Origin of the sequence: Streptomyces sp. NPDC007088 (genome assembly GCF_042869355.1) — a bacterium.
In the GTDB taxonomy this organism is placed as follows: Bacteria; Actinomycetota; Actinomycetes; order Streptomycetales; family Streptomycetaceae; genus Streptomyces.
On the sequence record NZ_JBIAFO010000024.1, the window covers coordinates 13,415 to 36,418 of the forward strand.

19 protein-coding genes and 1 pseudogene are annotated in these 23,004 nt (G+C 73.6%); 10 read left to right on the plus strand and 10 right to left on the minus strand.

The window, feature by feature from the left end; all coding sequences use genetic code 11:
- Positions 1-91: 91 nt before the first annotated feature.
- The 4 genes from ACFYMP_RS27810 to ACFYMP_RS27825 all read left to right on the plus strand — a co-directional run bounded on the left by ACFYMP_RS27810 (position 92) and on the right by ACFYMP_RS27825 (position 3,613).
- Positions 92-886: an SDR family NAD(P)-dependent oxidoreductase gene (locus ACFYMP_RS27810; RefSeq protein ID WP_388862682.1), complete on the plus strand. Its 795-nt coding sequence runs from the start codon at positions 92-94 to the stop codon at positions 884-886.
- A 98-nt stretch (positions 887-984) separates the two neighbouring features.
- Complete coding sequence (locus ACFYMP_RS27815; RefSeq protein WP_388862684.1) at positions 985-1,440, plus strand: ArsR/SmtB family transcription factor; 456 nt, start codon at positions 985-987, stop codon at positions 1,438-1,440.
- A gap of 473 nt (positions 1,441-1,913) precedes the next feature.
- The gene (locus ACFYMP_RS27820; RefSeq protein ID WP_388862686.1) at positions 1,914-3,260 is read left to right on the plus strand and encodes an ATP-binding protein; all 1,347 of its coding nucleotides are present in this window, start codon (positions 1,914-1,916) and stop codon (positions 3,258-3,260) included.
- A complete protein-coding gene (locus tag ACFYMP_RS27825) occupies positions 3,257-3,613 on the plus strand; it encodes a DUF742 domain-containing protein (RefSeq protein ID WP_388862688.1) in 357 nt (118 codons plus the stop codon). Before ACFYMP_RS27820 ends, ACFYMP_RS27825 begins: the two co-directional genes overlap by 4 nt.
- Positions 3,614-3,697: 84 nt before the next feature.
- Here ACFYMP_RS27825 and ACFYMP_RS27830 read toward each other — a convergent pair whose 3' ends face one another.
- The 4 genes from ACFYMP_RS27830 to ACFYMP_RS27845 form a co-directional block, all read right to left on the minus strand.
- Positions 3,698-4,783 (minus strand): Gfo/Idh/MocA family protein, encoded by a 1,086-nt coding sequence (locus ACFYMP_RS27830; protein ID WP_388862690.1) that lies wholly within the window; start codon positions 4,781-4,783, stop codon positions 3,698-3,700.
- Positions 4,768-5,424, minus strand: coding sequence for a ThuA domain-containing protein (locus ACFYMP_RS27835; RefSeq protein WP_388862692.1), 657 nt, complete (start codon positions 5,422-5,424; stop codon positions 4,768-4,770). The genes ACFYMP_RS27830 and ACFYMP_RS27835 overlap by 16 nt, the downstream gene beginning before the upstream one ends.
- A gap of 293 nt (positions 5,425-5,717) precedes the next feature.
- On the minus strand, positions 5,718-6,263 hold the full coding sequence (locus ACFYMP_RS27840; RefSeq protein ID WP_388862694.1) for a lamin tail domain-containing protein: 546 nt from the start codon (positions 6,261-6,263) through the stop codon (positions 5,718-5,720).
- 611 nt (positions 6,264-6,874) lie between these two features.
- The gene (locus ACFYMP_RS27845) at positions 6,875-7,534 is read right to left on the minus strand and encodes a TetR/AcrR family transcriptional regulator (RefSeq protein ID WP_388862696.1); all 660 of its coding nucleotides are present in this window, start codon (positions 7,532-7,534) and stop codon (positions 6,875-6,877) included.
- A gap of 184 nt (positions 7,535-7,718) precedes the next feature.
- Here ACFYMP_RS27845 and ACFYMP_RS27850 point away from each other — a divergent pair, with 184 nt between their 5' ends.
- Positions 7,719-8,486 (plus strand): SDR family NAD(P)-dependent oxidoreductase, encoded by a 768-nt coding sequence (locus ACFYMP_RS27850; RefSeq protein ID WP_388862698.1) that lies wholly within the window; start codon positions 7,719-7,721, stop codon positions 8,484-8,486.
- 199 nt (positions 8,487-8,685) lie between these two features.
- On the opposite strand, the gene ACFYMP_RS27855 is transcribed toward ACFYMP_RS27850, so the two are convergent.
- Positions 8,686-9,384 (minus strand): ribonuclease H, encoded by a 699-nt coding sequence (locus tag ACFYMP_RS27855; protein WP_388862700.1) that lies wholly within the window; start codon positions 9,382-9,384, stop codon positions 8,686-8,688.
- An 89-nt stretch (positions 9,385-9,473) separates the two neighbouring features.
- The gene (gene ppk2, locus ACFYMP_RS27860) at positions 9,474-10,457 is read right to left on the minus strand and encodes a polyphosphate kinase 2 (protein WP_388862702.1); all 984 of its coding nucleotides are present in this window, start codon (positions 10,455-10,457) and stop codon (positions 9,474-9,476) included.
- Between the two features lie 386 nt (positions 10,458-10,843).
- Between ppk2 and ACFYMP_RS27865 the strand changes: the two genes are divergently transcribed.
- The 5 genes from ACFYMP_RS27865 (at position 10,844) to ACFYMP_RS27885 (ending at position 17,176) form a co-directional block, all read left to right on the plus strand.
- A complete protein-coding gene (locus tag ACFYMP_RS27865; protein ID WP_388862704.1) occupies positions 10,844-12,124 on the plus strand; it encodes an ABC transporter substrate-binding protein in 1,281 nt (426 codons plus the stop codon).
- 134 nt (positions 12,125-12,258) lie between these two features.
- Positions 12,259-13,197: a carbohydrate ABC transporter permease gene (locus tag ACFYMP_RS27870; protein ID WP_388862706.1), complete on the plus strand. Its 939-nt coding sequence runs from the start codon at positions 12,259-12,261 to the stop codon at positions 13,195-13,197.
- Positions 13,198-13,308: 111 nt separating this feature from the next.
- Complete coding sequence (locus tag ACFYMP_RS27875; RefSeq protein WP_388862708.1) at positions 13,309-14,136, plus strand: carbohydrate ABC transporter permease; 828 nt, start codon at positions 13,309-13,311, stop codon at positions 14,134-14,136.
- Positions 14,133-15,161 (plus strand): LacI family DNA-binding transcriptional regulator, encoded by a 1,029-nt coding sequence (locus ACFYMP_RS27880; protein WP_388862710.1) that lies wholly within the window; start codon positions 14,133-14,135, stop codon positions 15,159-15,161. The genes ACFYMP_RS27875 and ACFYMP_RS27880 overlap by 4 nt, the downstream gene beginning before the upstream one ends.
- Positions 15,162-15,238: 77 nt before the next feature.
- The gene (locus tag ACFYMP_RS27885; protein ID WP_388862712.1) at positions 15,239-17,176 is read left to right on the plus strand and encodes a cellulase family glycosylhydrolase; all 1,938 of its coding nucleotides are present in this window, start codon (positions 15,239-15,241) and stop codon (positions 17,174-17,176) included.
- Here ACFYMP_RS27885 and ACFYMP_RS27890 read toward each other — a convergent pair.
- From ACFYMP_RS27890 to ACFYMP_RS27905, 4 genes and pseudogenes are all read right to left on the minus strand, one after another.
- A pseudogene (locus tag ACFYMP_RS27890) lies at positions 17,163-18,515 on the minus strand (MFS transporter); the annotation flags it as partial. The gene ACFYMP_RS27885 and the pseudogene ACFYMP_RS27890 overlap by 14 nt on opposite strands.
- Positions 18,512-19,213: a TetR/AcrR family transcriptional regulator gene (locus ACFYMP_RS27895; protein ID WP_388862714.1), complete on the minus strand. Its 702-nt coding sequence runs from the start codon at positions 19,211-19,213 to the stop codon at positions 18,512-18,514. The pseudogene ACFYMP_RS27890 and the gene ACFYMP_RS27895, both read right to left, overlap by 4 nt.
- A gap of 75 nt (positions 19,214-19,288) precedes the next feature.
- Positions 19,289-20,662, minus strand: a complete 1,374-nt coding sequence (locus tag ACFYMP_RS27900; protein WP_388862716.1) for an NAD-dependent succinate-semialdehyde dehydrogenase — start codon at positions 20,660-20,662, stop codon at positions 19,289-19,291.
- 91 nt (positions 20,663-20,753) lie between these two features.
- Positions 20,754-22,916, minus strand: a complete 2,163-nt coding sequence (locus ACFYMP_RS27905; protein ID WP_388862718.1) for a glycosyltransferase — start codon at positions 22,914-22,916, stop codon at positions 20,754-20,756.
- Between the last annotated feature and the right edge of the window lie 88 nt (positions 22,917-23,004).

Consider the following 23,004-nt stretch of genomic DNA (forward strand, 5'->3'; position numbering starts at 1 on the left):
AAAGGCATTGACCATGGGAGGAGCGGACAGCGGTACAGAGCGGGCTCACGCGCGCTCCCCGCACAGGACCGACCGAAAGGACAGCACCACCATGCAGGTCACTCTCGAAGGCAGGACCGCTCTGGTCACCGGCTCGACCCAGGGCATCGGCGCGGCCATCGCCTCCTCGCTCGCGGCAGCCGGGGCGCGGGTGGCGGTCAACGGACGGGACCCCGAGCGCACCGGGGAGGCGGTGGAGCGGCTGCGCGGAGAGCTGCCGGGCGCCGAACTGCTCTCCGTGCCCGGCGACCTCGCGAGCGACGAGGGACTGGCCGAGGTCCTGGACCGGCTGCCGGAGACCGACATCCTCGTGAACAACCTCGGTGTCTTCGGGGCCAAACCGGCGCTGGAGATCGAGGACGCGGAGTGGCGCCGCTACTTCGAGGTGAACGTCCTGACCGCGGTCCGGCTGATCCGCGCCTACCTGCCGCGTATGAAGGAGCGGGGCTGGGGCCGGGTGCTGAACATCGCGAGCGACTCCGCCGTGGTCGTCCCGGCCGAGATGATCCACTACGGGATGACCAAGACGGCGCTGCTCTCGGTGACGCGCGGCTTCGCCAAGGAGGCGGCGGGCACGGGAGTCACCGTGAACTCGGTGATCGCGGGCCCGACGCACACCGGAGGCGTCGAGGACTTCGTGTACGAACTCGTGGACAAGGACCTGCCGTGGGAGGAGGCGCAGCGGGTGTTCATGCGCGAGCACCGGCCGCAGTCGCTGCTGCAGCGCCTCATCGAGCCGGAGGAGATCGCCCACATGGTCACGTACCTGAGTTCGCCGTTCGCCTCTGCGACCACCGGGGGCGCGCTGCGGGTGGACGGGGGCTACGTGGACTCGATCCTCCCGTAGGCCGGCCCTCGCGCGCGAGGAGACCGCCGGGACGCCCGGCCGCGCACCACGGGAGCCGGTCGGGACGGCGGGGCCGGCCGCCCCCGTACGATGAACATGTGGTGACGGAAGGGGAGTCGAGAGGTACGGACGGCGGGCGCGGCGCCGCCCGGCCCGCCCGCACCGTCCGACGACCCCCGGTGGCCGCACGGGTCGACTCCCGCTCCCCCGCCCCGGCCCACGGCGCGCAGTCGCCCGCGCCGTCGGCGGCTCCGTCGTTCTCCCTCGCCGCGCGGGTCTTCGCCCAGCTCGGCGATCCCACCCGGCTGCGCCTGCTGTGGCTGCTGCGGGAGGGTGAGTGGAGCGTCGGGGAACTCAGTTCGGCCTGCGGGACGGCCCGGCCCTCGGTCAGCCAGCACCTGGCGCGGCTGCGGGCGGCGGGGCTGGTACGCGTGCGCAAGGACGGCCGGCGCGCCCTCTACTCGCTGCCCGGCGGGGCGTGCGGCGCCCTGGTCGCGGACGCCCTGCGGCACGCCGAACGCCTGCCTCTCTCCCCTCCCCGTCACACCCGGTGACGAAAAACACCCCTCTTACGGGCGAACTGCCCCGTAATGCACGGGATACCGCCGTCCGGGCTATACGCTCAGGCAACATCGTTCGACGCGCGGTCAGTTGCGCGGGCCCTCGTCCGCGACGCGCCAGGACAGGTGCGCGCAGGCCGCTTCCGGGCAGCCCGCGCTCGGCCGCGCACGCGAGCGCGGCGTCGACGGACACGGGCAGAGGGAGGGCGGCGGGCCGATGCGGCTGAACAGGGCGATAGGCAGGGGTGCGGCGGACGGGTCGCGCACCGGCGGCTGATCCCGGCCACCGGGCACACCCACGGCCGGCCCGGTCGGGTCCGAGGCCCGGCTCCGGCTCCGGCCGAGTACCGGCGAGCGAAGATGAATATCGCGTTGTCGACATGTCATTCTCGCTCCCTCCTCCGCACCCGCCCACGCGCGCAGCGCGCCCCCTGTCCGCCACGCGTCGTTCCTGTCGAAGGTGCTCCATGCCCCGTCCCCCTTCCCCGCCTTCCTCCGTGCCCGTCCCGGCGCCCTCCCGCGCGGCCGGTGTGCTGTGGCCCGCCACGCTCACCGTGACCCTCGGCACGTTCGGGGGCACCCTGTTCCTGATGGCGGCACACCGGCTGGCCACCGCCGTGCTGCTCGGCACGCTGATGGCCCTGGCGCTGTGCGGCTTCGAGGCCCTGCGCAGACACCACCGCGCCGCGCTGGCCGAGACCGAGCGGCTGTCCGTCGAACTCGCCCGCCGTGAGGCGCACGCCGAACGCAGGGACGCCGACTGGCACAGCTACCTCGCCGAGCAGGCCGAACTGATGCGTCTGGAGCTGGAACACCTCGTCAAGCAGCGGCTGCCCGCGGCTGTCCGTGGCCTGGAGGTCCCGCCGCCCCGTCCCGAGAGCGCCGCTCTCGCGAACGTGGCCTCCGATCTGTTCGAACGGGTCCTGCGGGAGGTCGCGGAGGAGACCGAGTACCAGGAGGAGTGCCGCAGGCTGGTGCTCGTGGAGCTCGCGGGACGGGTGCAGAGTTCCGCACACCGCATCCAGGCGACCGTGACCGGCCTGACGGACCGCTACCCCGACGATCCGGATCTGCTGGAGGCCACGATGCAGGTCGACCACGCGGCGACGCAGCAGGCCCGGCACGCGCAGAGCCTGAAGGTGCTGTGCGGGGAATGGCCGGGGCAGCAGTGGCAGAAGCCGCTGGCCCTGGTGGACGTGGCGCGCGCCGCCTCCGGGCGCATCGTCGACTTCCAGCGGATCGAGGTGTCGGGCGCCCCCGATCTCGCGGTGACCGCGCCGCTCGCCGAGCCCCTCATCCATCTCGTCGCGGAACTCCTCGCGAACGCCACCGAGTACTCGCCGGCCCGGACCTCGGTCCCGGTGACGGTGCGTGCCGTGCAGAAGGGAGCCGTGATCGAGGTGGACGACGGAGGGCTCGGTCTCGACGCGTTCCGGCTGGGCAAGGCGAAGGAGATCGTCTCGGGGCGCCGGCCGATCGGCCTGCGGGACGTCGGTGAGATCCCGCAGACGGGACTCGCCGTGGTCGGCCGGTTCGCGCGCCGGCACGGTTTCCAGGTGGACCTGAGCCCGTCGCCGTACGGGGGTCTGCGGGCCGTCGTCCTGGTACCGGTCGAGGCACTGGACCGGCCGGTGGAGCCCGGACGGGCGGAACCCGGCGCGGTCGCGGCGCGAGTCGGCGCGGACCTCGCGGAGGGCGTCAGGGAACTCGTGGAGGGGGTGGAGGGCGTGGTGCTCGACGAGGGTGCGCCGGAGGGTGTGCCCGGACAGCTCGGGCACGCGGTCGTCCTCCCCCGGCCTTCGAGGTCGGTATGAGTACGGCCACGGGAGGCGCCGGGGGCGCGCTGCGTCCGTACGTGATCACGCGCGGACGGGCCAGGGCGGCGCACGCGCGGCTGGGACTGGACACCTTGCTGACCGCTCTGGCCGGCGAGCACGAACTGCCGGTCTCGGCGACCCGGGAGGAACGAACCCTCGTCCGTCTGTGCGCGAGGCCCACCGCTCTCGCGGAGGCGGCGGCCCGGCTCGGGCTCGCGGTGGGGCTGGTCCGGGTGCTGGTGTCGGATCTCATCGGCTCGGGCCGGATGACGGCCCGGGACGGGGACCGTTCCCGGCCGGACACCCAGTTGCTCCAGGAGGTGCTGAACGGGCTGCGGCGCATGCGCTGAGCGGGTGTCCCGGGCCTCGGCCGGCCGGGGACGTGCGGGGCCGGTGCCGTGCACGCCCCCGGCCGGGGACCGCCGCCGGGCCCGTCAGATCTCCGGTACGGGCCTGGGGCGTTCGCAGCCCTGGGCCACCGGCAGGGACACCCCCTGGTGGGCCGAGTCGAGCAGGCTCAGCATGACGTCGAGGACGTGCTGGGCGAGCTCGGCCGAGGCGCGGTGCTCGGTGCCCTCGCGCAGGGACTCGGCGAGATCGGCGAGCCCGACACCCCGGCCGCCCTCCCGTACACCGGCGCTGACGGGCAGTTCCTCCCAGGCGCCGGCCCGGTGGAGCAGTACGGTGCCGCCGAAGCCGTTCGGGTCGGGTACCGACAGGGAGCCCGCGGTGCCGTGCACCTCGATGCAGGGCAGGTGGGCGGCCTGGACGTCGAAGCTCATGACGAGCGTGGTGAGCGCCCCGCCCGCGTGGTGCAGGACTCCGGTGACGTGCGTGTCCACCTCGACGGGGAACCTCGTCCCGGCGCGGGGCCCGCTGCCGATCTCCCGCTCGGTGCGCGGGGCCGAGGCGGCGCCGGTGACCCGGACCACCGGGCCGAGCAGGTGCACGAGCGCGGACAGGTAGTAGGGGCCCATGTCGAGCAGGGGGCCGCCGCCGGGCCGGTAGTAGAACTCCGGGTCGGGGTGCCAGCGCTCGTGGCCGGGGCAGGCCATGAAGGCGGTCGCGGCGACCGGGGTGCCGACGAGTCCGTCGTCCACGGCCTTGCGGGCCGTCTGGACGCCGGTGCCCAGGACCGTGTCGGGCGCGCAGCCGACGCGTACGCCGCCGGCGCGGGCCGCGGTGAGGATCTCGGCGGCCTCCGCACGCGTGGTGGCGAGCGGCTTCTCCCCGTAGACGTGCTTGCCCGCGGCGACGGCGGCGAGCGCGACCTCGGTGTGCACGGCGGGAACGGTCAGGTTCAGGACGGCGTCGACGTCCTCGCGCGCGACGAGGGCGGCCACGGAACCGAGCGCGGCCACGCCCTGCCCGGCACGGGCCGCGGCCTGCTGGGCCCGGACCCGGTTCACGTCGGCGACCGCGGTGATCCGCAAGGTGTCCCTGAGCCGTTCCAGGGTGTCGAGGTAGGCGCCGCTGATGGCGCCGGCGCCGACGACGCCTATCCTCAGCGGCTCGCCCACAGCAGCCCCCGTTCGGTGAGTGTGCGGACCTCCGGCACGTCGAAGTCGTCGGCCTTGTGGCCGATGGTGGAGACGAAGACCCGCCCCGCGCCGAACCGCCGGGTCCACACGGCCGGCATGACGACCTCCCGGTCGCGGTCCGCGCCCGGTGGGAACACGGTTGTGGCGTGCACCTCGACGAGCGGGTCGGTCGCCGTCCAGTACTGCTCGGTGTGCACCTGGAAGTCGTCCAGGCCGGCGACGACGGGGTGGCCGGAGCCGATGTGCACGGTGTGGTCGTGGAAGCCCTCGGGGTGCATGAGGAACTGACCGCCGACGAGCAACTGGTAGTCGAGGTCGCCGCGGAAGGCGTCCACGATGCCGCCGTGCCAGCCGGCCAGTCCGGTGCCCGCCCGCACGGCGGCGGCCAGCCCCCTGCTCTGCTCGGGGGTGATGGTGCCCATCGTCCAGCACTGCACCACGAGATCGGTGCCGGCCAGTCGCGCTTCGTCCGTGTACACGTCGAGGGAGTCGGTCGTCTCCACCGCGTAGCCCGCGTCCTTGAGGAAGGGCAGGAACAGGTCGGTGATCCCCACCGGCGAGTGCCCCTCCCATCCTCCCCGGACGACGAGTGCCTGTCGCTGCGGTTTCGCGTCGCTCACGGTGCTCGTAACTCCCCTCTGCGGTGCTCGCCCAGGCAGACGCCCGGGATTTGTCAATCGCATTGACTAAAGCTAGCAGCGGGCGCTTTCCCCGCCTAGGGGTCGTACGGCTCCGGGGAACTCCGAGGTCCGGCGGGGCCTCCGGGCCGCTCCGGGCGGGGGTTCGCGGCCGTGCGCGCGGGGGCTCACCGCCCTCACGGCCGGTACACACACGGGCGCGCCGCCCCCGCCGGGTGGCGGGGACGGCGCGCCCTGGACGGCGCCGGACCCGCGGCGCCCGGTCGTGCCGGAGATCAGGAACGGCGCCCCCAGGACTCGCGGTCCGCGACGCGACCGCGGGTGTCGCTCAGGGTCGCGGTGTCGCGGCGGTTGTCCCAGAAGTAGTCCCGCTTGCCCTGGAAGAGGTCCCGCCAGGTGTTCTTGCCGTAGCCGGTGTGCACACGGACCGAGGAGTTGCCGCGCAGCCGGACGTCGCCGAAGCGGTAGCGCTCGTGGTCGCTGTTGGTCAGCGTCCAGCCGCGCAGGTTGACCGGGTGGCGCCCGAGGTTCTTGACCGTCACCCATTCCGCGTTGCGGCTGCGGTTGGAGTTGTTGTCGGGCCCCGGGCTGTCGTACTGGACGGGACCGAGCACGACCGACGAGCGGGGGGCCTGGGGCCGTCCGTGGTCGCGGCCGTGGTCACGCCCGTGGTGACGTCCCTGGTCGCGCCCGTGCTCACGCCCCTGGTCGCGTCCGCGGTCGTGGTCGGCGGCCACGGCCGGGAGGGCGGCGGCGCCCAGGAGGCTTCCGGTGACGAGCAGGGTCGCGGCGATCCGCCGGCCGGTACGGGATGTAGCCATGTGGATGGTTCCTCCAAGTGCTGTGCGCGTACGGCTCCTCGCGGGAGCCGCACGGTCTTGCGGGTCCCCCGGCTGTCCGGGGAGCCCCACTGTGATCCACAGAGGGCGCTTTCCACCAGATATCCCGATTGGTATGACGGAGTGCCGACATGTCGGTGAAGCAGTCATGTATCACTCGATAGTTGACATGCTGACATGCACACTCGGCGCCGCCACCGTCGCGACCTGCACCGATGTACCGCGCGCCGACGGGCCTGCCGGCCGGGGCCCATCGGAGCGCCGGACGCGCGCCCCGGTCGTACGCCTCCCGGCAGGCAACGACGGGCTTACGGATCATGACGACAGCGCCTCGTACGTCGGGCGGAGAGGTTCTGCGCACAACGACGGACGCGGAGGCACCCCGCGCCCCGCGCCCCGGCCCGGGAGGGCCGGGAGCCGCGGAGACCCAGGCCGGATTGGGGCGGCGAGCGGTGCCCCCGGACAGCCGGGCCGGCGCGGCCAGCCGTGCCTCCGGACGGGGGCCACCGCCCACCGCCCGTCGGCCGCGACGGGACGGGACGGGCACGGGCCGTGGCGGCAGGCGCCCCGGCCACGGGCCGGCGCACCACGGTTCAGCAGGCCAGGCCCTCCAGCGCCGTGCGCCAGGCCGCGCGTACGGCCAGTCCGTGGGCATCGGGGTCTCGGTTCCCGGAGCGCGCCCACTCCTCCGCGCCCACCCGCATCGCGCCGTTCATGATGACGGCCTGGACGCGCACGGCCAGATCGTCGGCGTGGCGGCCGGTGCGCTGGGCCACGAAGTCGGCGAAGACCGCCTCGGCGTCGTGGTGCACCTCCAGCCACACCGCGTGCAGGCCCGGCTCGCGCGCCGCCAGGCGGATCAGCTCCTGCGTGAGGCCCGCCTCCTCGGGGGTGACTCCGCGCCACTGCTCCCCGATCGCCTCCGACAGCGGCCGGTCCCTCGGCCAGGCCCGCAGGTGGGCGATGACGGAGTCGAGACCGCCGGTGAGCAAGGGGCGCACGCACTGTTCCTTCGAGGGGAAGTAGCGCCACAGGGTGCGCACGGAGACGCCCACGGCCCGAGCGATGTCCTCCCCCGAGGTCTCGGCCACGCCCTGGGCACCGAAGAGCCGGACGGCCTCCCGGGCGATCTCCAGGCGGGTGGCCGCCTTGCGTCGCTCGGTCAGCGGCGGGCGGCCGACCCGCGCGGACCGGTTGCCGTGCCCCGAATCGACGCTTCCCGGCTGCTCCCGGTCCCGTGCGCTCGCCGTCATGGCCCTCGTCCTCCGCCTCGTCCCGTGCCGCTTCCCATTCTCTCCCGTACCCGAATTAATGACACTGGATGCCTTTATGGCACTGCGCGACATAAAAGCGTAGGCTCACAGGTGCCGGTGGGCACCGGGAAGCGGGGCGGTCCCGGCTCCGGCCGCCGGCGTCTTTTCTGCGAGGGAGCACCACATGAGCATCACCACGGGCCTTGAGGGCCGCAGCGTCGTCGTCACGGGGGCCGGCTCCGGGATAGGCAGGGCCACGGCGCTGCGATTCGCCGCCGAGGGCGCGAAGGTCCTCGTCGCCGACCTCGACGCGCGGGGCGCGCGCGACGTCGTCGCCGAGATCGGGAAGTCGGGCGGCACGGCGGTCGCCGTGGTCGGTGACCTGAGTGAGCAGAGCGTGGTCGACGAGGTCGTGGCCACCGCCGTGAACTCCTTCGGGGGCGTCGACGTCCTCGTGAACAACGCGGGCGTCATGGACCGCATGTCCGCCGTGGCCGACACCGACGACGGCGAGTGGGAGCGGGTACTGCGCGTCAACCTGACCGCGCCCTTCCTGCTGACCCGCGCGGCGCTGCCGCACATGCTCGCGGCCGGGCGCGGCGCGATCGTCTCGACCGCCTCCGAGGCCTCGCTGCGCGGCAGCGCGGCGGGGGCGGCGTACACCGCCTCCAAGCACGGGGTGGTGGGCCTGACCAAGTCCCTCGCGGTGATGTACCGGGACAAGGGCATCCGGGCCAACGCGATCGCGCCCGGCGGCACGGCGACGAACATCAGGGTCGACGCCGAGCAGGGAGCGCACGGCCCGGCGACCGTCGGCTCGTATCTGCACAACATGGGCCGCCCGGCCGCCGCCGAGGAGCAGGCCGCGGCGATCCTCTTCCTCGCGTCGGACGCGGCGAGCAACATCAGCGGCGCGGTCCTCCCCGTCGACGACGGGTGGTCGGCCGTCTGACCGGTTCGCCGGTGGCAGGTGCGGCCACGAGTTCGCCCGGACTGCCACGACGGCGTCACCTCACGCGTCAGAGGGGCGAAAAACCGGTGGTCACCGGTTCCTCGCCCCTCTGACGCGTACGCGCCTGGCGGGGGGCTCTTCCGGCGCACTGCCCGCCCCCCGGCCCGCCCGAAGCCGGTCAGGTGTCTCCGGGAACCACTCAGGACTCCGCGCGGCAGGCCGGGTGGCCCCAGCCCTTGCCGACCTTGGTGATCGACTCGCCGGCGGCGTAGGACTGGCCGCACGCGCAGCGCCCGGGGAACTTGGCCTTGATGGTGGGGGCGGACCCGGAGGCACGGGCCGTCTTCTTGCGGGCGGCGCCCGTGCCGCCGTTTTCCCAGGTGCGCGCGGGTTCGGTGCGGGAGACGCTCGGGACGGGGGGCGCGGCCGCGCCGTGGGCGGTGCCCGCCGGTTCCTGGCTGACGGCGGCCTCGCTGGCCGCCTGGTCGGCGATCGCGTTGAGCGGGTCGCCTCCGACCTGATGGGCGGGAACGTAGCGGAACTCGACGGGGCGCCCGCCGAGCAGGGCGTCGATGCTCTCGACCAGCTCCCGGTTGGCGACGGGCTTGCCGCCGGCCGTCTTCCAGCCCCGCCGCTTCCAGCCGGGCAGCCATTCGGTGACGGCCTTCATGGCGTACTGGGAGTCCATGCGGACCTCCAGCGGCCGGGCGGGGTCGGTGGTCTCCAGGAGCCGCAGCAGCGCCGTCAGCTCCGCCACGTTGTTGGTGGCCACGCCGAGCGGTCCGGCCTCCCAGCGCTCCGGGGTGCCCTCCGCGTCGGCGGCGACCCACGCCCAGGCGGCGGGGCCCGGGTTTCCCTTCGACGCCCCGTCACACGCGGCGATGATGCGATCTGACATCCCTCGATCATGCCAGGGCCCCGGAGGTGCCCGCGCCGCGCGGGCCCCGTACCGCGCGCGGACCCGTACCGCGCGCGGACCCGGCCGGTCTACGTCTCGGGGTGGGTGCCGCGCCCCTGGCCGCCGGGGGCGAGCGGGGTGGGCGAGAGACTGGCGCTCTCCTCCCCGGCCTCCAGCAGGGTGTCGGCGGGCCCGACGATCCTGGAGTCGGGGGTACCCACCGCCTTGTGGTCCTTGGCCGGGTAGTCGAGCCGGTCGAGCAGACTGCGCATGGCCTCCAGCCGGCCGCGCCGTTTGTCGTTGTTCTTGACGACGGTCCAGGGCGCGGCGTCGGTGTCGGTGGCGCGGAACATGTCGATCTTCGCCTCGGTGTAGTCGTCCCAGCGATCCAGGGAGGCGAGGTCGATCGGGGACAGTTTCCACTGCCGTACGGGGTCGATCTGGCGGATCGCGAACCGGGTGCGCTGTTCGGCGCGGGAGACCGAGAACCAGAACTTGACGAGGATGACGCCGTCGTCGGTGAGCATGCGCTCGAAGTCGGGGGTCTGGCGCAGGAAGTGCTCGTACTCCTCGGTGGTGCAGAAGCCCATGACCCGCTCGACCCCCGCGCGGTTGTACCAGGAGCGGTCGAAGAACACGATCTCCCCTGCGGAGGGGAGCTGGCTGACGTAGCGCTGGAAGTACCACTGCCCGGCCTCGCGTTCGGTCGGTTTCTCCAGGGCGACGACGCGGGCGCCACGCGGGTTGAGGCGTTCGGTGAACCGCTGGATGGTGCCGCCCTTCCCGGCCGCGTCCCGCCCCTCGCACACCACGACGAGGCGCTGACCGGTGTCCTTGACCCAGCGCTGCACCTTCAGCATCTCGATCTGGAGGACGCGTTTGCGCTTGTCGTAGGCGCCTCGGCCCATCTTCCGCTCGTAGGGGTAGTTCTCGCGCCAGGTGCGCAGCGACCGGCCCTCGGCGTCGAGCAGAAGGGGGCGCTCCGGGCGCCGGTCGTCGACGGTGAGTCCGTCGAGCAGCGAGGCGCCGGGGTCCTCGTCCGTTCCGTCCTGCGGCTGTGGTGGGGTCGGCATGCGGCTGTCGGTCCTCGCTGCTGGGCTGAGTGGTGAACCAGATGGTGAGCCGGGTGCCCCGCGGCGCCCCTCCCAGTCCTAACCCCGGCGGGGGCGGGTCCGCACGGCGGCTGCTCCACTCGGAGGCCGCGTCCCCGCCGGACAGGCCCCCGCACTCCTGACGCCGGCACCGAGGGCTCCCTGACGCACGCGCCGCAGCGCTCTCTGACGCCGCCACCGGAGGGCTCCGTGACGCCGGCACCGGAGGCGGACGCGGCGGGCGCACGGCGGGCGCCCGCGGCCCGATACCCGCGCGCGAACCCCTTGACACCCCGCCCACGCCGTTCCTACTGTCTAGCCCACCCCCTGGTATATCGATTAACCCTCCTGGTTGGAGAGAGTTCGCTGTGCGCTCCCCCTTGAGTCGGCGGGGCCTGTTCGCCGCCGGTGCCGGACTTGCCACTGCTGCCGCCGTACCCACCCTCGGTGGGTGCTCCTCGGACGCCGATCCCGGCACCCTCGTGGTCCACACCCAGCTGGGGACGACCGCGCCCGGATCGCCCACCTATCTCGCGGCCTGCCGGCTGTTCGAGAAGGAGCATCCGGGGCTGCGGATCAAGAATCTGGTCAACGGCGACGACCTCGCGCAGGTCTACGAGACCTCCCGGCTGGCCCGCAAGGAGCCGGACGTCGTCATGGTCAACCTGTACGACAAGACGCTGGCCTGGACCGGGGTGGGAGCCACGGTCGACGTGCGCGAACACCTCGACGACTGGGGCTTGCGCGAGCGCGTGCTGCCCCAGGCGCTGCGGGCCTGGACGGACGGCGAGGGCAGGCTGCGCGCCTTCCCGTACTTCGCGACCAACTGGCCCGTCGCCTACAACACGGCACTGCTGGAGCGGGCCGGTGTCGACGGCCCGCCGCGGACCGGGGACGCGCTGATCGGCGCCGCACGCAGACTGCGCGCCAAGGGGATCGCCCCGGTCACCGTGGGCGGCAACGACTGGACCGGGCAGAAGCTGCTGGCCCAGGTCATCCAGACCTTCCTGAGCGCAGGTGAGGCCGAACACCTCTACCGCACGGGCGACTTCAGCGGCAGTCGAGGGGCGCGGCGGGGCATCGAGTACTTCGTGCACCTGCGGGAGGCGGGGGTCTTCGCCGACAAGGCGCAGGGCCTCACCTCGGACACGATGACCACCCAGTTCAACACCGGGCGCGCGGCGATCCAGTCCGCGATGTCCTCGGCGCTCGCGAAGGTACCGGCGCGGATCGCGGCGCACACCGAGGTGGGCGGCTGGCCGCTCGCCCCGGGCGCCGCGCACAAGCTGCCGACGATCCTGCGCACCTACACGCTGATCGGCCTGTGGATCAGCCCGAACGGGCGCAAGAAGCTCGACGCGGTCGAGAAGTTCGTGCGCTTCCTGTACCGGGACGACATCGTGTCCCGCTTCGTGACGGAGAGCGGGCGGGACATGGCGCTGCGGACCACCACGACCAGCCGGGACTTTCCGCTGGTGGCCGCCGCCCAGCGGCTGGGGGACTCGGTGAGCCAGGCGGTGGTGCCCGACGTGTACGTCCCGCCGGTCGCCAACCAGCCGCTCATCACGGCCACCAGTACGGCCTTCACCCGCGGCACCAGCGCGGCGGCGGTGCGCCGGGCCCTCGAAGCCGCCTACCGCTCGGCATGAGCGGCAACCGGCCCGTGGCCCCCGCTCCCCCGGCCGCGCCGCGCGCCGCCCGCCCGTCCGCTCCCTCGCCCGTACGGCTTCTCGCCGCTCCCGTCCCCGTGCGCCCTTTCGCCCTGACGTCCTGGAAGTGACCCATGACCCTGTTGTCCCCCGGCGGCGCCCCGGCGGTGCTGCCCGCCGACCCCGCGCCCGAGCCGGAGCGCCGCGCGCGCCGCAAGCAGCAGGGCGGCACGATCCTCGCGGTGCCCGCACTCGTGTGGTATCTGGTCTTCATGGTCGGGCCGATGGTCGCGATCTTCGTGATCGCCGCCCTGCGCTGGCCGGGGATGCTCCAGCCCGTGTCCTTCGCGGGCCTCGGCAACTTCCGTACGGTGTTCGACGATCCGACGTTCTGGGACGCCGTGCGCAACACGGCGGTGCAGATGGTGATCGCCCTGCCGGTGATGATCGGCTGCGCCTACATGCTCGGCTACTACGTCGCCCAGCGTCCGCCCGGTCACCGGGCACTGCGGTACCTGCTGTTCGTCCCGGGGCTCATCTCGACGCCCGCGAAGGCGATGGTGTTCTACGCGGCACTGTCCCCGGACGGCCTGGTCAACGGGGTGCTCAAGGCGGCCGGCCTGGGCTCGCTCACCGATGCCTGGCTCGCCTCGCCCTCCTCCGCGCTGGCCTGCGTGATCGCGCTGGACGTGTGGAGCGGGATCGGTTTCACCGCCGTCCTGTTCGCGGCGCGGCTCGCCAGTGTGCCCGAGGAGGTCGGCGAGGCGGCGCAGCTGGACGGGGCCGGGCACTGGCGCGCGATGTGGCGCATCCACTTCCCGGTGATCCGGGACTACGTGGGCGTGGTGACCATGCTCCAGTTCCTGTGGACGCTGTTCGGTTCGGCGCAGCAGGTGCTGCTGCTGACCCAGGGCGGTCCGGGCACCTCCTCGACCACCCTGTCCTTCCTCGTCTACCAGAAGGCGTTCATCGCGGCCGATCTCGGCTACAGCCAGGCGGTGGGCGTGATCCTGTTCCTGGTGGGGCTCGTGGGCCTGCTGAGCATCCGCCGGGTCTTCCGGCAGAGCTACTGACCTCTGGCACACGGCCCGCCCGCGAACCGCCCTCGGTGTCCTCCCCCGTGCGCGCTGTTCCGCGGGCCCCCTCCCGAACCGTGTGCCCTTTCCCGAAACGGAGCTGCTCCCGTGAAGCACGGCAAGTCCTGGCTGCCCGCGCACATCCTCGCCTGGGCGTACGCGGCCCTGCTGCTCGTCCCGCTGTACTACCTGCTGGTGTCGTCGTTCAAGACGAACGACCAGATCTTCTCGAACGCCTTCTCGCTGCCCTCCTCCCTGTCCCCGCGCAACTTCACCTCCTCCTTCGGCGATGCCGACCTGGGCCTGGCGATCCTCAACTCAGGAGTGGTGACGGCGGGTTCCCTGGTCCTGACGGTGGCGCTCGCGCTGCCGGCCGCGTTCGCGCTGGCGCGGGCCACGGGGCGGCTGGGCGCGGTGATCGAGGGGGTCTTCTCGCTGGGTTTCCTCATCCCGACCTTCGCCGCGCTGTTCCCGACCTTCCTGCTCGCGGCGGCCACCGGCCTGTTCCACACGCAGGTCTTCATGGTGCTGTTCCTGCCCGCCACGGCGATGCCGCTGTCGGTGGTGATTCTCGTGCAGTTCATGCGCACCATCCCGCCCGAGATGGAGGAGGCGGCGCGCATCGACGGCGCCTCGACCTTCGCCGTGCTGCGCCACGTGTACACGCCGATGTGCCTGCCGGGCATCGCGACGATCCTGCTGATGAACTTCCTGACCTTCTGGAACGAGTACCTGTACTCACTGGTGATCATCGGCCCGGACCCGGCGCGGCGCACGGTCCAGGTGGCGCTGCCCACGCTCAAGTCGATCACCGGCACCGACTACGGTGTGCTCACGGCGGGCACGGTGCTGACCCTGGTTCCGGTCTGGGTCGTCTACACCGTGCTCCAGAAGCGGATGCAACAGGCCCTCGTGGCCGGGGCGGTGAAGATGTGAGCGGGCGGCCGACGATCAAGCGGGTGGCGGAGCTGGCCGGGGTCTCCACGGCCGCCGTGTCCCAGGCGCTCAACGGGACCGGGCGGCTCTCCGAGGCCACCCGCCGACGGGTCCTCGACACCGCGCGTGAGCTGGGCTGGTCGCCCTCGGCCTCGGCGGCGGCGCTGCGCCGCTCGCGTACCAGGACACTCGCCCTGGTGGTGCGCCGGCCCACCGACGTACTGGGAGCGGACCCCCACTTCAGCGAGCTGATCACGGGTCTGGAGGGCGAGTTGTCGCCGCGCGGCTACGGGCTGCTGCTGCACCTCGTGGACGACGTGCGCGAGGAGAGCGCGCTGTACGAGCGGCTGGCGGCCGGGAGCCGGGTCGACGGGGCGGTACTGACCGACGCGCGCGCCGACGATCCCCGGCCCCCGCTGCTGCGCCGGCTGGGCCTGCCCGCCGTGCTGCTGGGCGCCGGTGGTCAGGAGTCGCAGGTGCCCTCGGTGGGCCTGGCCGAGCAGGAGGCGGGGGTGCGGGAGGCGGTACGTCATCTGCTGGCCCTCGGGCACCGCCGGATCGCCTGCGTGACGGGCCCCGGGGAACTGCTGCACACCCGGTCGCGCGGTGCGGCCGTGCTCGCCGAGCTGGCGGGCGCGGGGCTGCGTCCGGTCCGGGTCGTGCACACCGACTTCACCGAGGCGGCCGCCGTCCGGGCCACCGAGGACCTGCTCGCGCTCGCGCAGCCGCCGACCGCCGTCGTGTACGCCAACGACTCGATGGCGGTGTGCGGCATCGGCACGGCGCAGCGCCGGGGGCTGCGGGTGCCGCAGGACCTCGCCGTCGTCGGGTACGACAACCTGCCCCTCGGCCGGTGGCTGCACCCGCGGCTGACCACCGTCGACCAGCAGGTGCGGCAGGTCGGCGCGGCCGCCGCCCGTGAACTGCTGCGTCAGGTCGGCGAGTCGCAGGTGCCCGACGCCCCGCTGACCGGCCGCCCGCGCCTGGTGGTCCGTGAGTCGACGGGCCCGCACACACCCCGCTGATCCCCGACCGGGTGGCGCCGCACCGACCGGGCGGCGCCCCGTCATCCCTCCACGACACGAAGGACCCGCACAGCCTCATGCGACGTCACAGCGTTCAGCTCACCCACGATTCCGCGCTCCTGCCGTGGCTCGGCGCCAACTTCTGGTCGCGTACCGGAGGTCCGCTGATGTGGCGCTCCTATGATCCGGTAACGGTCCGCGAGGAGCTGTCCGTCCTGCGCGAGCACGGCCTGAACATGACCCGTTCCTTCTTCTACTGGCCCGACTTCCACCCCGAGCCGCACCGGGTGGACGAGGAACTGTGCGCGCGTTTCGGGGACTTCCTCGACGCGCACACGGAGCTGGGCATGGGCACGGTGCCCACCTTCATCGTGGGCCACATGTCCGGGGAGAACTGGGACCCGGCCTGGCGCGGGGACCGCGACCTGTACGAGGACGTGTGGCTGCTGGGGCGGCAGGCGTGGTTCGTGTCGCAGATGACGCGTCGCTTCAAGGACCACCCCGCGGTGACCGGCTGGCTCATCACCAACGAGATGCCCGGTTACGGCCGCGTCTATCAGGTGGATCCGCCCTCCAGCGACGTCGTCACGGCCTGGGCGCAGTTCATGTGCGACGCGGTGCGCGCGGCGGGCGGGACACAGCCGGTGTCGCTGGGCGACGGGGCCTGGGGCATCGAGGTCACCGGGCGCGACAACGGTTTCTCGCTGCGGCAGACCGCCGAGTACGTCGACTTCGTGGGCCCGCACGTCTACCGCTCGGACACCGACCGCACGCGTCAGCACTACCGGGCGGCCTTCGAGTGCGAACTGGCCGCGGTGACCGGGCAGCCGGTGGTGCTGGAGGAGTTCGGCCTGTCCACGGACACCGTGTCGGCGGGCGCGGCCGGTGTCTACTACCGGCAGACCCTGCACAACTCGCTGCTGGGCGGGGCGAGCGGCTGGATGGCGTGGAACAACACGGACTATGACGCGCTGTGGGACCAGTCGCCCTACGACCACCACCCCTTCGAGATGCACTTCGGCGTCACCGACGCCCTTGGCCGCCCCAAGCCGCCCCTGCTGGAGCTGGCCTCCTTCGCCGCGACCCTCAAGGCGGTGGACTTCCCGAACTGCCGCCGCTGCGACGCGGACGCGGCCCTCGTGGTGCCGGCCTTCCTGGAGCGCGGCTACCCCTACAGCCGGCCCGCCGACCGGCCGCTCATCTTCTCCTCGCTGCACCAGGCGTACGTGTCGGCCCACGCCGCCGACCTGCCGGTGGGACTGACCAGGGAGGCGGACGGCATCGCCCCGGACGCCCTGCTGTACCTGCTGCCCGCCACCCGGCAGCTGACGACGCGGGGGCGGCGCACGCTGGAGGAGCGGGCGCGGGCGGGCGCCACGGTGTACCTGTCCTTCTGCTCGGGTGAGTACCCGACGACCCGGGGCCCCTGGTTCCACGGCCTGGACGGGCTGTTCGGCGTCGAGCAGCAACTGACGTACGGGGTGGCCGAGCCCATCGAGGACGAGGTCCTGGAGATGACCTTCACCGAGGACTTCGGCCCGCTCGCGGCCGGTGAGGTGCTGCGGTTCGCGGTGGCGGGCAACGAGGACAGCAGGGCGTACCTGCCGGTGGTGCCCGCCGGGGCCCGGGTGGTCGCCGTCGACGCGCACGGCCGCCCGGCCCTGCTGGTGCACGAACTGGGCGCGGGCCGGACCGTGTTGGCGACGTACCCGCTGGAGCACATGGCGGCGCGGACGGCACGGGTCAACCCCGAGGCGACGCACCGCCTCTACGCGGCGCTCGCACAACTCGCGGGCGCCCGGCGGCCGGTGACCACGGGGATGCCCGAGGTGGCCGCCGACGTCCTGGAGCACGAGGACGGCCGCCGCTTCGTGTGGCTGGTCAGTCAGAGCGCCGAGGAGACGCGGGTGCGTCCGGACTGCGGAGGGAGGCAGTTGCGGGACGTGGACTCGGGGGAAGCGGTGGCGGAGGTGCGGCTCGCCCCGTACGGGGTGCGGGTGTTGCGGCTGGGCTGAGCCGGCCGGGCAGCAAGGCGGCCGGGAACAGCCCGAGAATCGCGAGGGCGGCGAGCAGCGGTCCGGCGAAACCGTGTGCGGCGGGCCCGCCCGAGGCCAGGGCGATACCGAGGACCGGTCCGACGGTGGCGGCGCTCTGTTTGAGCCCGCCGACGGTCCCGGCGTACCCGGCGGGCACCTCGGCCACGACGGTGCCGGTGGCGGTGACCATGACGGCGGCGAAGCCGGCACCGAGCAGCGCCGCCCCGCCGCCCAGGACGAGGCCCCTCCCGCCGGGCCCCGCGCCACCGGTCACGGCCGCCACGCCGAGGACCAGCAGGAGGCTTCCGCCGAGCGCCGTACGACGCGGGCCCGCGCGGCGCAGCAGCGCGGCGGCGGCCGGCGCGCCGAGCACCATCAGCACGGTGAGCGGTGCCATGCGCAGGGCGGCGTCGAGCGGACCGAGGCCGCGGCTGTCCTGAAGGACGAACGTGGCCTGGAACAGCGTGCCCTGGAGGGCGGCCGACGAGGTCAGGAGCAGGGCGAGACAGGCCACGACCGGACGCGAGCGGGCCACGGCGGAGGGCAGCAGGGGCGCCGTGGTCCGGCGTTCACGCGCCAGGAGCAGGGCACCCAGCACCGCCGTCCCGCCCAGTCCGGGCAGCACGGCGGCGCCGCCCCAGCCGGCGCGCGGCACGGTGGACAGCGTGTACACGACGGCGGCGAGCAGGCCCACCAGGAGAGCGGGGCCGGACAGTCGGGCGCGCGGGCCGGCCGGGCGGGCCCCGGTGGACGCCGGTATCCGTACGAGGGTCGTCGCGAGCAGGACGGCGAGGGCCACGGGCACGTTGAGGACGAACACCGCGCGCCAGCCGTGGGAGGCGACGAGCGCCCCGCCGAGCAGCGGGCCCGCCGCCGAGGCGGTCCCGATGCCGGCCGTGCGCAGCGCGACCGCGCGGGGGACCCGGTCCTGGGGGTAGGCGGTGCGCAGCAGGGCGAGGGTCGCGGGTTGCAGCAGCGCGCCGCACACGCCCTGGGCGGCACGCAGCGCCACGACCCAGCCGAGTCCGGGCGCGAGGGCGATACCGGCGGAGGCGGCGGCGAAGCCGGCACAGCCCACCCGCAGCAGCCGCACGTGCCCGTAGCGGTCGCCGAGCCCGCCCGCGAGGACGAGGAACGCGGCGACGGCGAGCAGGTAGGCGGTGCTCGTCCACTGCACCTGCGCGGCCGTCGCGCCGAACTCGGCGGCGAGCCGGGGCTGGGCGATCAGCAGGACCGTGCCGTCGAGTGCGACGAGCGCGGCGCCGGTGACGCTCGCGGCGAGTACCGGCCGGGCGGGGGGCCCGGCGTCCCCTTTCACGCGGGCCCGGCCAGGTGGGCGTCGAGTACGGCGGTCAGCAGCCGCGCTTCCTCACTCGTCCCGTCGGCGCCCGTCCCGAGGGCGAGGCCGAGGCTGCCCCAGCCGCTCAGTTGGGCGAGTCCGTGCAGGTTGGACCAGAGCGCCACCGCCGTCACCTCGGGTGCGGGTGTCCCGGGAAGCCCGTGCTCGGCGCGGTGCCGGGCGATGAGCGCGGCGAGTCCGCGCAGGAGGGGCAGGCTGGCCGCGCGCAGCGGCGGGAGCGCCGCCGCCTCGGTCCGCGCGCTTCCCGAGGAGATCTCGGGGTCTGTGCCCGCCCGCGTGCCCCCTTCGAGCAGTTCGTGGCGGAACATCAGCTCGAACATGCCGCGCCGCTCCCGGGCGTACGCGAGGTGGACCCGGGCCAGGGCCTCGATCTGTTCGCGGGCGCTCGCGGGCGAGTCGCGCGGGGCGGCGCGCTCCAGGCGCCCGGCCAGGTCGGTGAAGCCGCGGCGGGCGATCGCCGAGAGCAGCGCGCGGTGGGTGGGGAACCAGCGGCGCGGGGCGCCGTGCGAGACACCCGCCCGGCGGGCGATCTCGCGCAGGCCGAGCGCCTCCGCGCCCCTGTCCAGCACGAGTTCGACGCCCACGTCCACCAGCCGCTCCCGCAAGGGGACTTCGGCTCCCGCCCGTTCCGTCGGCTGTTCCCCCTCGGTACGCATGGACACTGTCTACCAGAAGCTCGTAGACAGTGTCTATGCGTAGCGGGGCGGCGGCCGGGACGGCAACCGGGTGGGTCAGCGCTTGACGCGGACCAGCTTCTTGTTGGCGAACTCCTCCATGCCGTACTTGCCCAGTTCCCGGCCGATGCCGGAGCGCTTGACCCCGCCGAAGGGAAGTTCCGCGGCGGTGCCGCCGGCCTCGTTGATGTAGACCATGCCGGTGTCGAGCTGCTCCGCGACGCGCAGCGCCCGCTCCTCGTCGGCGGCGGCGATGGAGGCGCCGAGGCCGTAGGGGGTGTTGTTGGCCAGTGCGACGGCCTCTTCCTCGGTGTCCACCTTGTAGATCACGGCGGCCGGGCCGAACAGCTCCTCCTGGAAGGCGCGCATCCCGGGGCGCACGCCGGTCAGGACGGTCGGCTCGTACCAGGCGCCCGCACGGTCGACGCGCTTGCCGCCGGTGAGGACCGTCGCGCCGTTCTCGACCGCGTCCTCGATCTGCGCGGCGAGGTTGCGCACCGCCTGCTCGGAGGAGAGCGGGCCCATGAAGGTCTCGGGGTCACCGGGATCGCCGGGGGTCACGGCCTTGACCGTCTCGGCGAACTTGGCGGTGAACTCCTCGTACTGGTCGGCCAGGACGATGATGCGCTTGGCGGCGTTGCACGCCTGGCCCGCGTTGCCGAAGCGGCCGACGAAGGCGGTCTTGACGGCGCGGTCGAGGCTGGCGGGTTCCAGGACCAGGAAGGGGTCCGATCCGCCCAGTTCGAGCACGACCTTCTTGAGGTGGCGCCCCGCCTGCTCGGCGACGGCCGCCCCGGCCCGCTCGGAACCGGTGAGGGACACGCCCTGCACGCGCGGGTCGGCGATGATGTCGGATACCTGCTCGTTGCTCGCGAACAGGTTGATGTACGCGCCCTCGGCCAGGCCCGCGTCCTGGAAGACCTTCTCCATGGCGAGTGCCGACTCGGGGCACTGCGGGGCGTGCTTGAGCAGGATCGTGTTGCCGAGCATCAGGTTGGGGGCCGCGAACCGGGCCACCTGATAGTACGGGAAGTTCCACGGCATGATCCCGAGCAGCGGGCCGATGCCCTCCTTGCGGACCACGGCGCTGCCGCCGGCGACGACGTCGAGTTCCTCGTCCTTGAGGAAGCCGGGGCCGTTCTTCGCGTAGTAGCGGTAGATGGAGGCGACGATGTCGATCTCGCCCCGGGCCTGGGCGACCGGTTTGCCCATCTCCCGCGTGATGATCGCGGCCAGTTCCTCCTTGCGCTCGGTGTAGAGGGCGGCGACCCGTTCCAGGACGGCCGCCCTGTCCTTCACCTCGCTGTCGCGCCGGGCGAGGAAGGCCCGGTGGGAGCGGTCCAGGGCGTCCTGGATCTCGGCGTCGGTGGCCTCGGGGTACTCACGCTCGGTGACTCCCGTGGCGGGGTTGACGACCTTGTACGCGGTCATGGTGTCCCTCCAGGTTCGGTGCTCGTACGGCTCTCCAGCCACCGTCTCACCGTTACCCGGGGCCGTGTCCAGCAGGGGCCCGCCCGGTGGGTCAGTCGAGGGGCACGGTGTCGGCCGCCGCGGGTGTCCGGTCGCGCAGGAGCAGCGAGAGATCGCCCTTGACGTTGAAGAAGGGGCGCACGCGGGTCGTGGTGTCGCGCTCCGGGTGGCTCAGGAGTGTCTGGGGCAGGATGTCGGTCCTCTTGCGGTCCACGATGTCGCCGAGGACCCTGCCCACGGGTATCGGTGCGGAGTCCGGTTCGGGCAGCAGGCTGAAGTCCCACACGTCCTCGGCGGCGCGCCGGCCGGTGAGCGGCACGACGTAGGGGAACGAGAAGGAGAAGGAGCCGCCGCCGTGGTCGCGGGCGGTCAGGGTGAAGCTCTCCGTCCTCGGGTCCCGGGCCTGTGCCCGGACGGTCGCGCCCTCGGCGGGCAGCCGCGCCGCCCCGTAGAGCCGTGCGCTCACCAGCAGGCCGGACTCGCCGCTCTCCACGGCCCGGATCTCGGCGTGCGCGGGGCGCTGCCAGGCGCGTACGGCGAGGTAGCCGTCGGCCGTGCGGTAGGGGACCCAGGAGGACAGCCCCTCGGCGTCGACGACCGGTTCGAGTTCGAGCAGCGCGGCCTGTTCGACGAGCAGGGCGCGCAGCCGGCGCCGCTTGCCGGTGTCCCGGCGTATGAGATAGGTGTCCCAGCGCCCCTCGGCGAGGCGGTTCGCGCGCCGCTCCAGCACCACGCGGGGCTCGCCCTCACCGGGCAGCCGCAGGCGCAGCTCCCGGCCCTCGGGGTCGTGGCGCAGGCGGGCCAGGAAGTCGAGCGGGCCCGCGGGGACGGTGTCCGGGTCGAGGGAGATCTCCAGCGCGCCGTCGAAGACGATCCTGGCGCGGGCGGCGGGCGGCCCCGCGGGGCGCGGGACGGCGGGCGTGGCCCCGGTCCCCGCGGCGCCCCGGCGGGGCCGGAGGCGCGGGCGCCGGGCGGCGGCCGGTTCCCTGGGGGCGGCGACGGCTCTGGCGGCGCGGCCCCGGCCCGGGGTGAGGGCGTCGAGTTCGGCGCGCTCGCGGGCGCGGCGCTCCTGGACGGACCGGAAGATCTCCTCGTAGCGTCCGGCGGCGACGGCCGGGTCGAACTGGGCGGCGCGCGGGACGGCGGCCCGGCCCAGGCGGTGGCGCAGGGCACGGTCGTCCATGAGGGAGGCGAGCGCCTGGGCGAAGGCGTCGGTGCCGCCGGCCCGCGGGACGAGCAGCCCGTTGCGGTCGTGCTCGATGATCGTCGCGGGGCCGTGCGGGCAGTCGGTCGCGAGGACGGGCACCGCGCAGCGCATGGCCTCCACGATGCCCAGGCCGAAGGGCTCCTCGTCGGAGCTGACGGCGGCCACGGCGGCCTTGGCCCACTCCGTCTCCATGGAGGTGACCGCGCCCATGAGGAACACGCGGTCGTACAGGCCGAGGCTGTCGATGCGGCGGCGCAGCGCCCCGTGCTCGGGGCCACGGCCGTAGATGCGCAGGGTCCAGCCGGGGCGCTCCCCGCTGACCTTGGCGAAGGCGTCGATCAGCCGGTCGTAGCGCTTTCCGGGCACCAGCCGGCCGGCCGCCACGACGGTCCTGGACTCTCGGGTGGACTCGTGTGCGGCGGTGGCGGGGACGCCGTGCGGGACGGCGTGCACGCGGTCGGCCGCGGAGGGGAGGGCGGCACGGTAGGCGCGGGCGTCGGCCTCGGTCAGGGTGACGAAGGCGTCCAGGGAGCCGATCGCGCTGTTCTGGTCGGCGCGCAGCCGCTCCCCGTACGCGTCGAGGAAGCGGTGTTCCTGGCCGATGCGCAGGTAGCGGTCGCTGCCGTGCCGGGCGAGGTAGCCGTTGAGCAGGGGGCGGGTGGCGATCACGGCCTCGGCGTCGGTCCAGGCCAGCCACTCGGTCAGGCGCAGGTCGTGCAGGGTGCGGTAGCGCAGCCTGCCGTGTTCCACGGCGGGGTCGGGGAACATGCGGTGGGTGCCGGTGTTCAGGACGTGGTCGCCCTCGTAGCCGGGGGTGCCCTCGCGCATGTCGATGAGGGAGCCGACGCGGACCCGGGGGTCGAAGGGCAGGGCGGGGACGTCGGCGACGCGGTGCACGCTGACCACCTCGACCTCGTGCCGCTCGGCGAGCGCGGCCGAGAGATGGGTGGTGCCCCGGATGGTGGCGCCGATCCCATAGGCGTTGTGGATCAGGAAAGAGATCTTCACTCGGCGGCCTCCCCCAGCTCGACGTCCGGCACACGCATATCCGGTTGTCAGACAAACAGAGGTGCGAAAGGTTGCCCCGCGAAGGCCA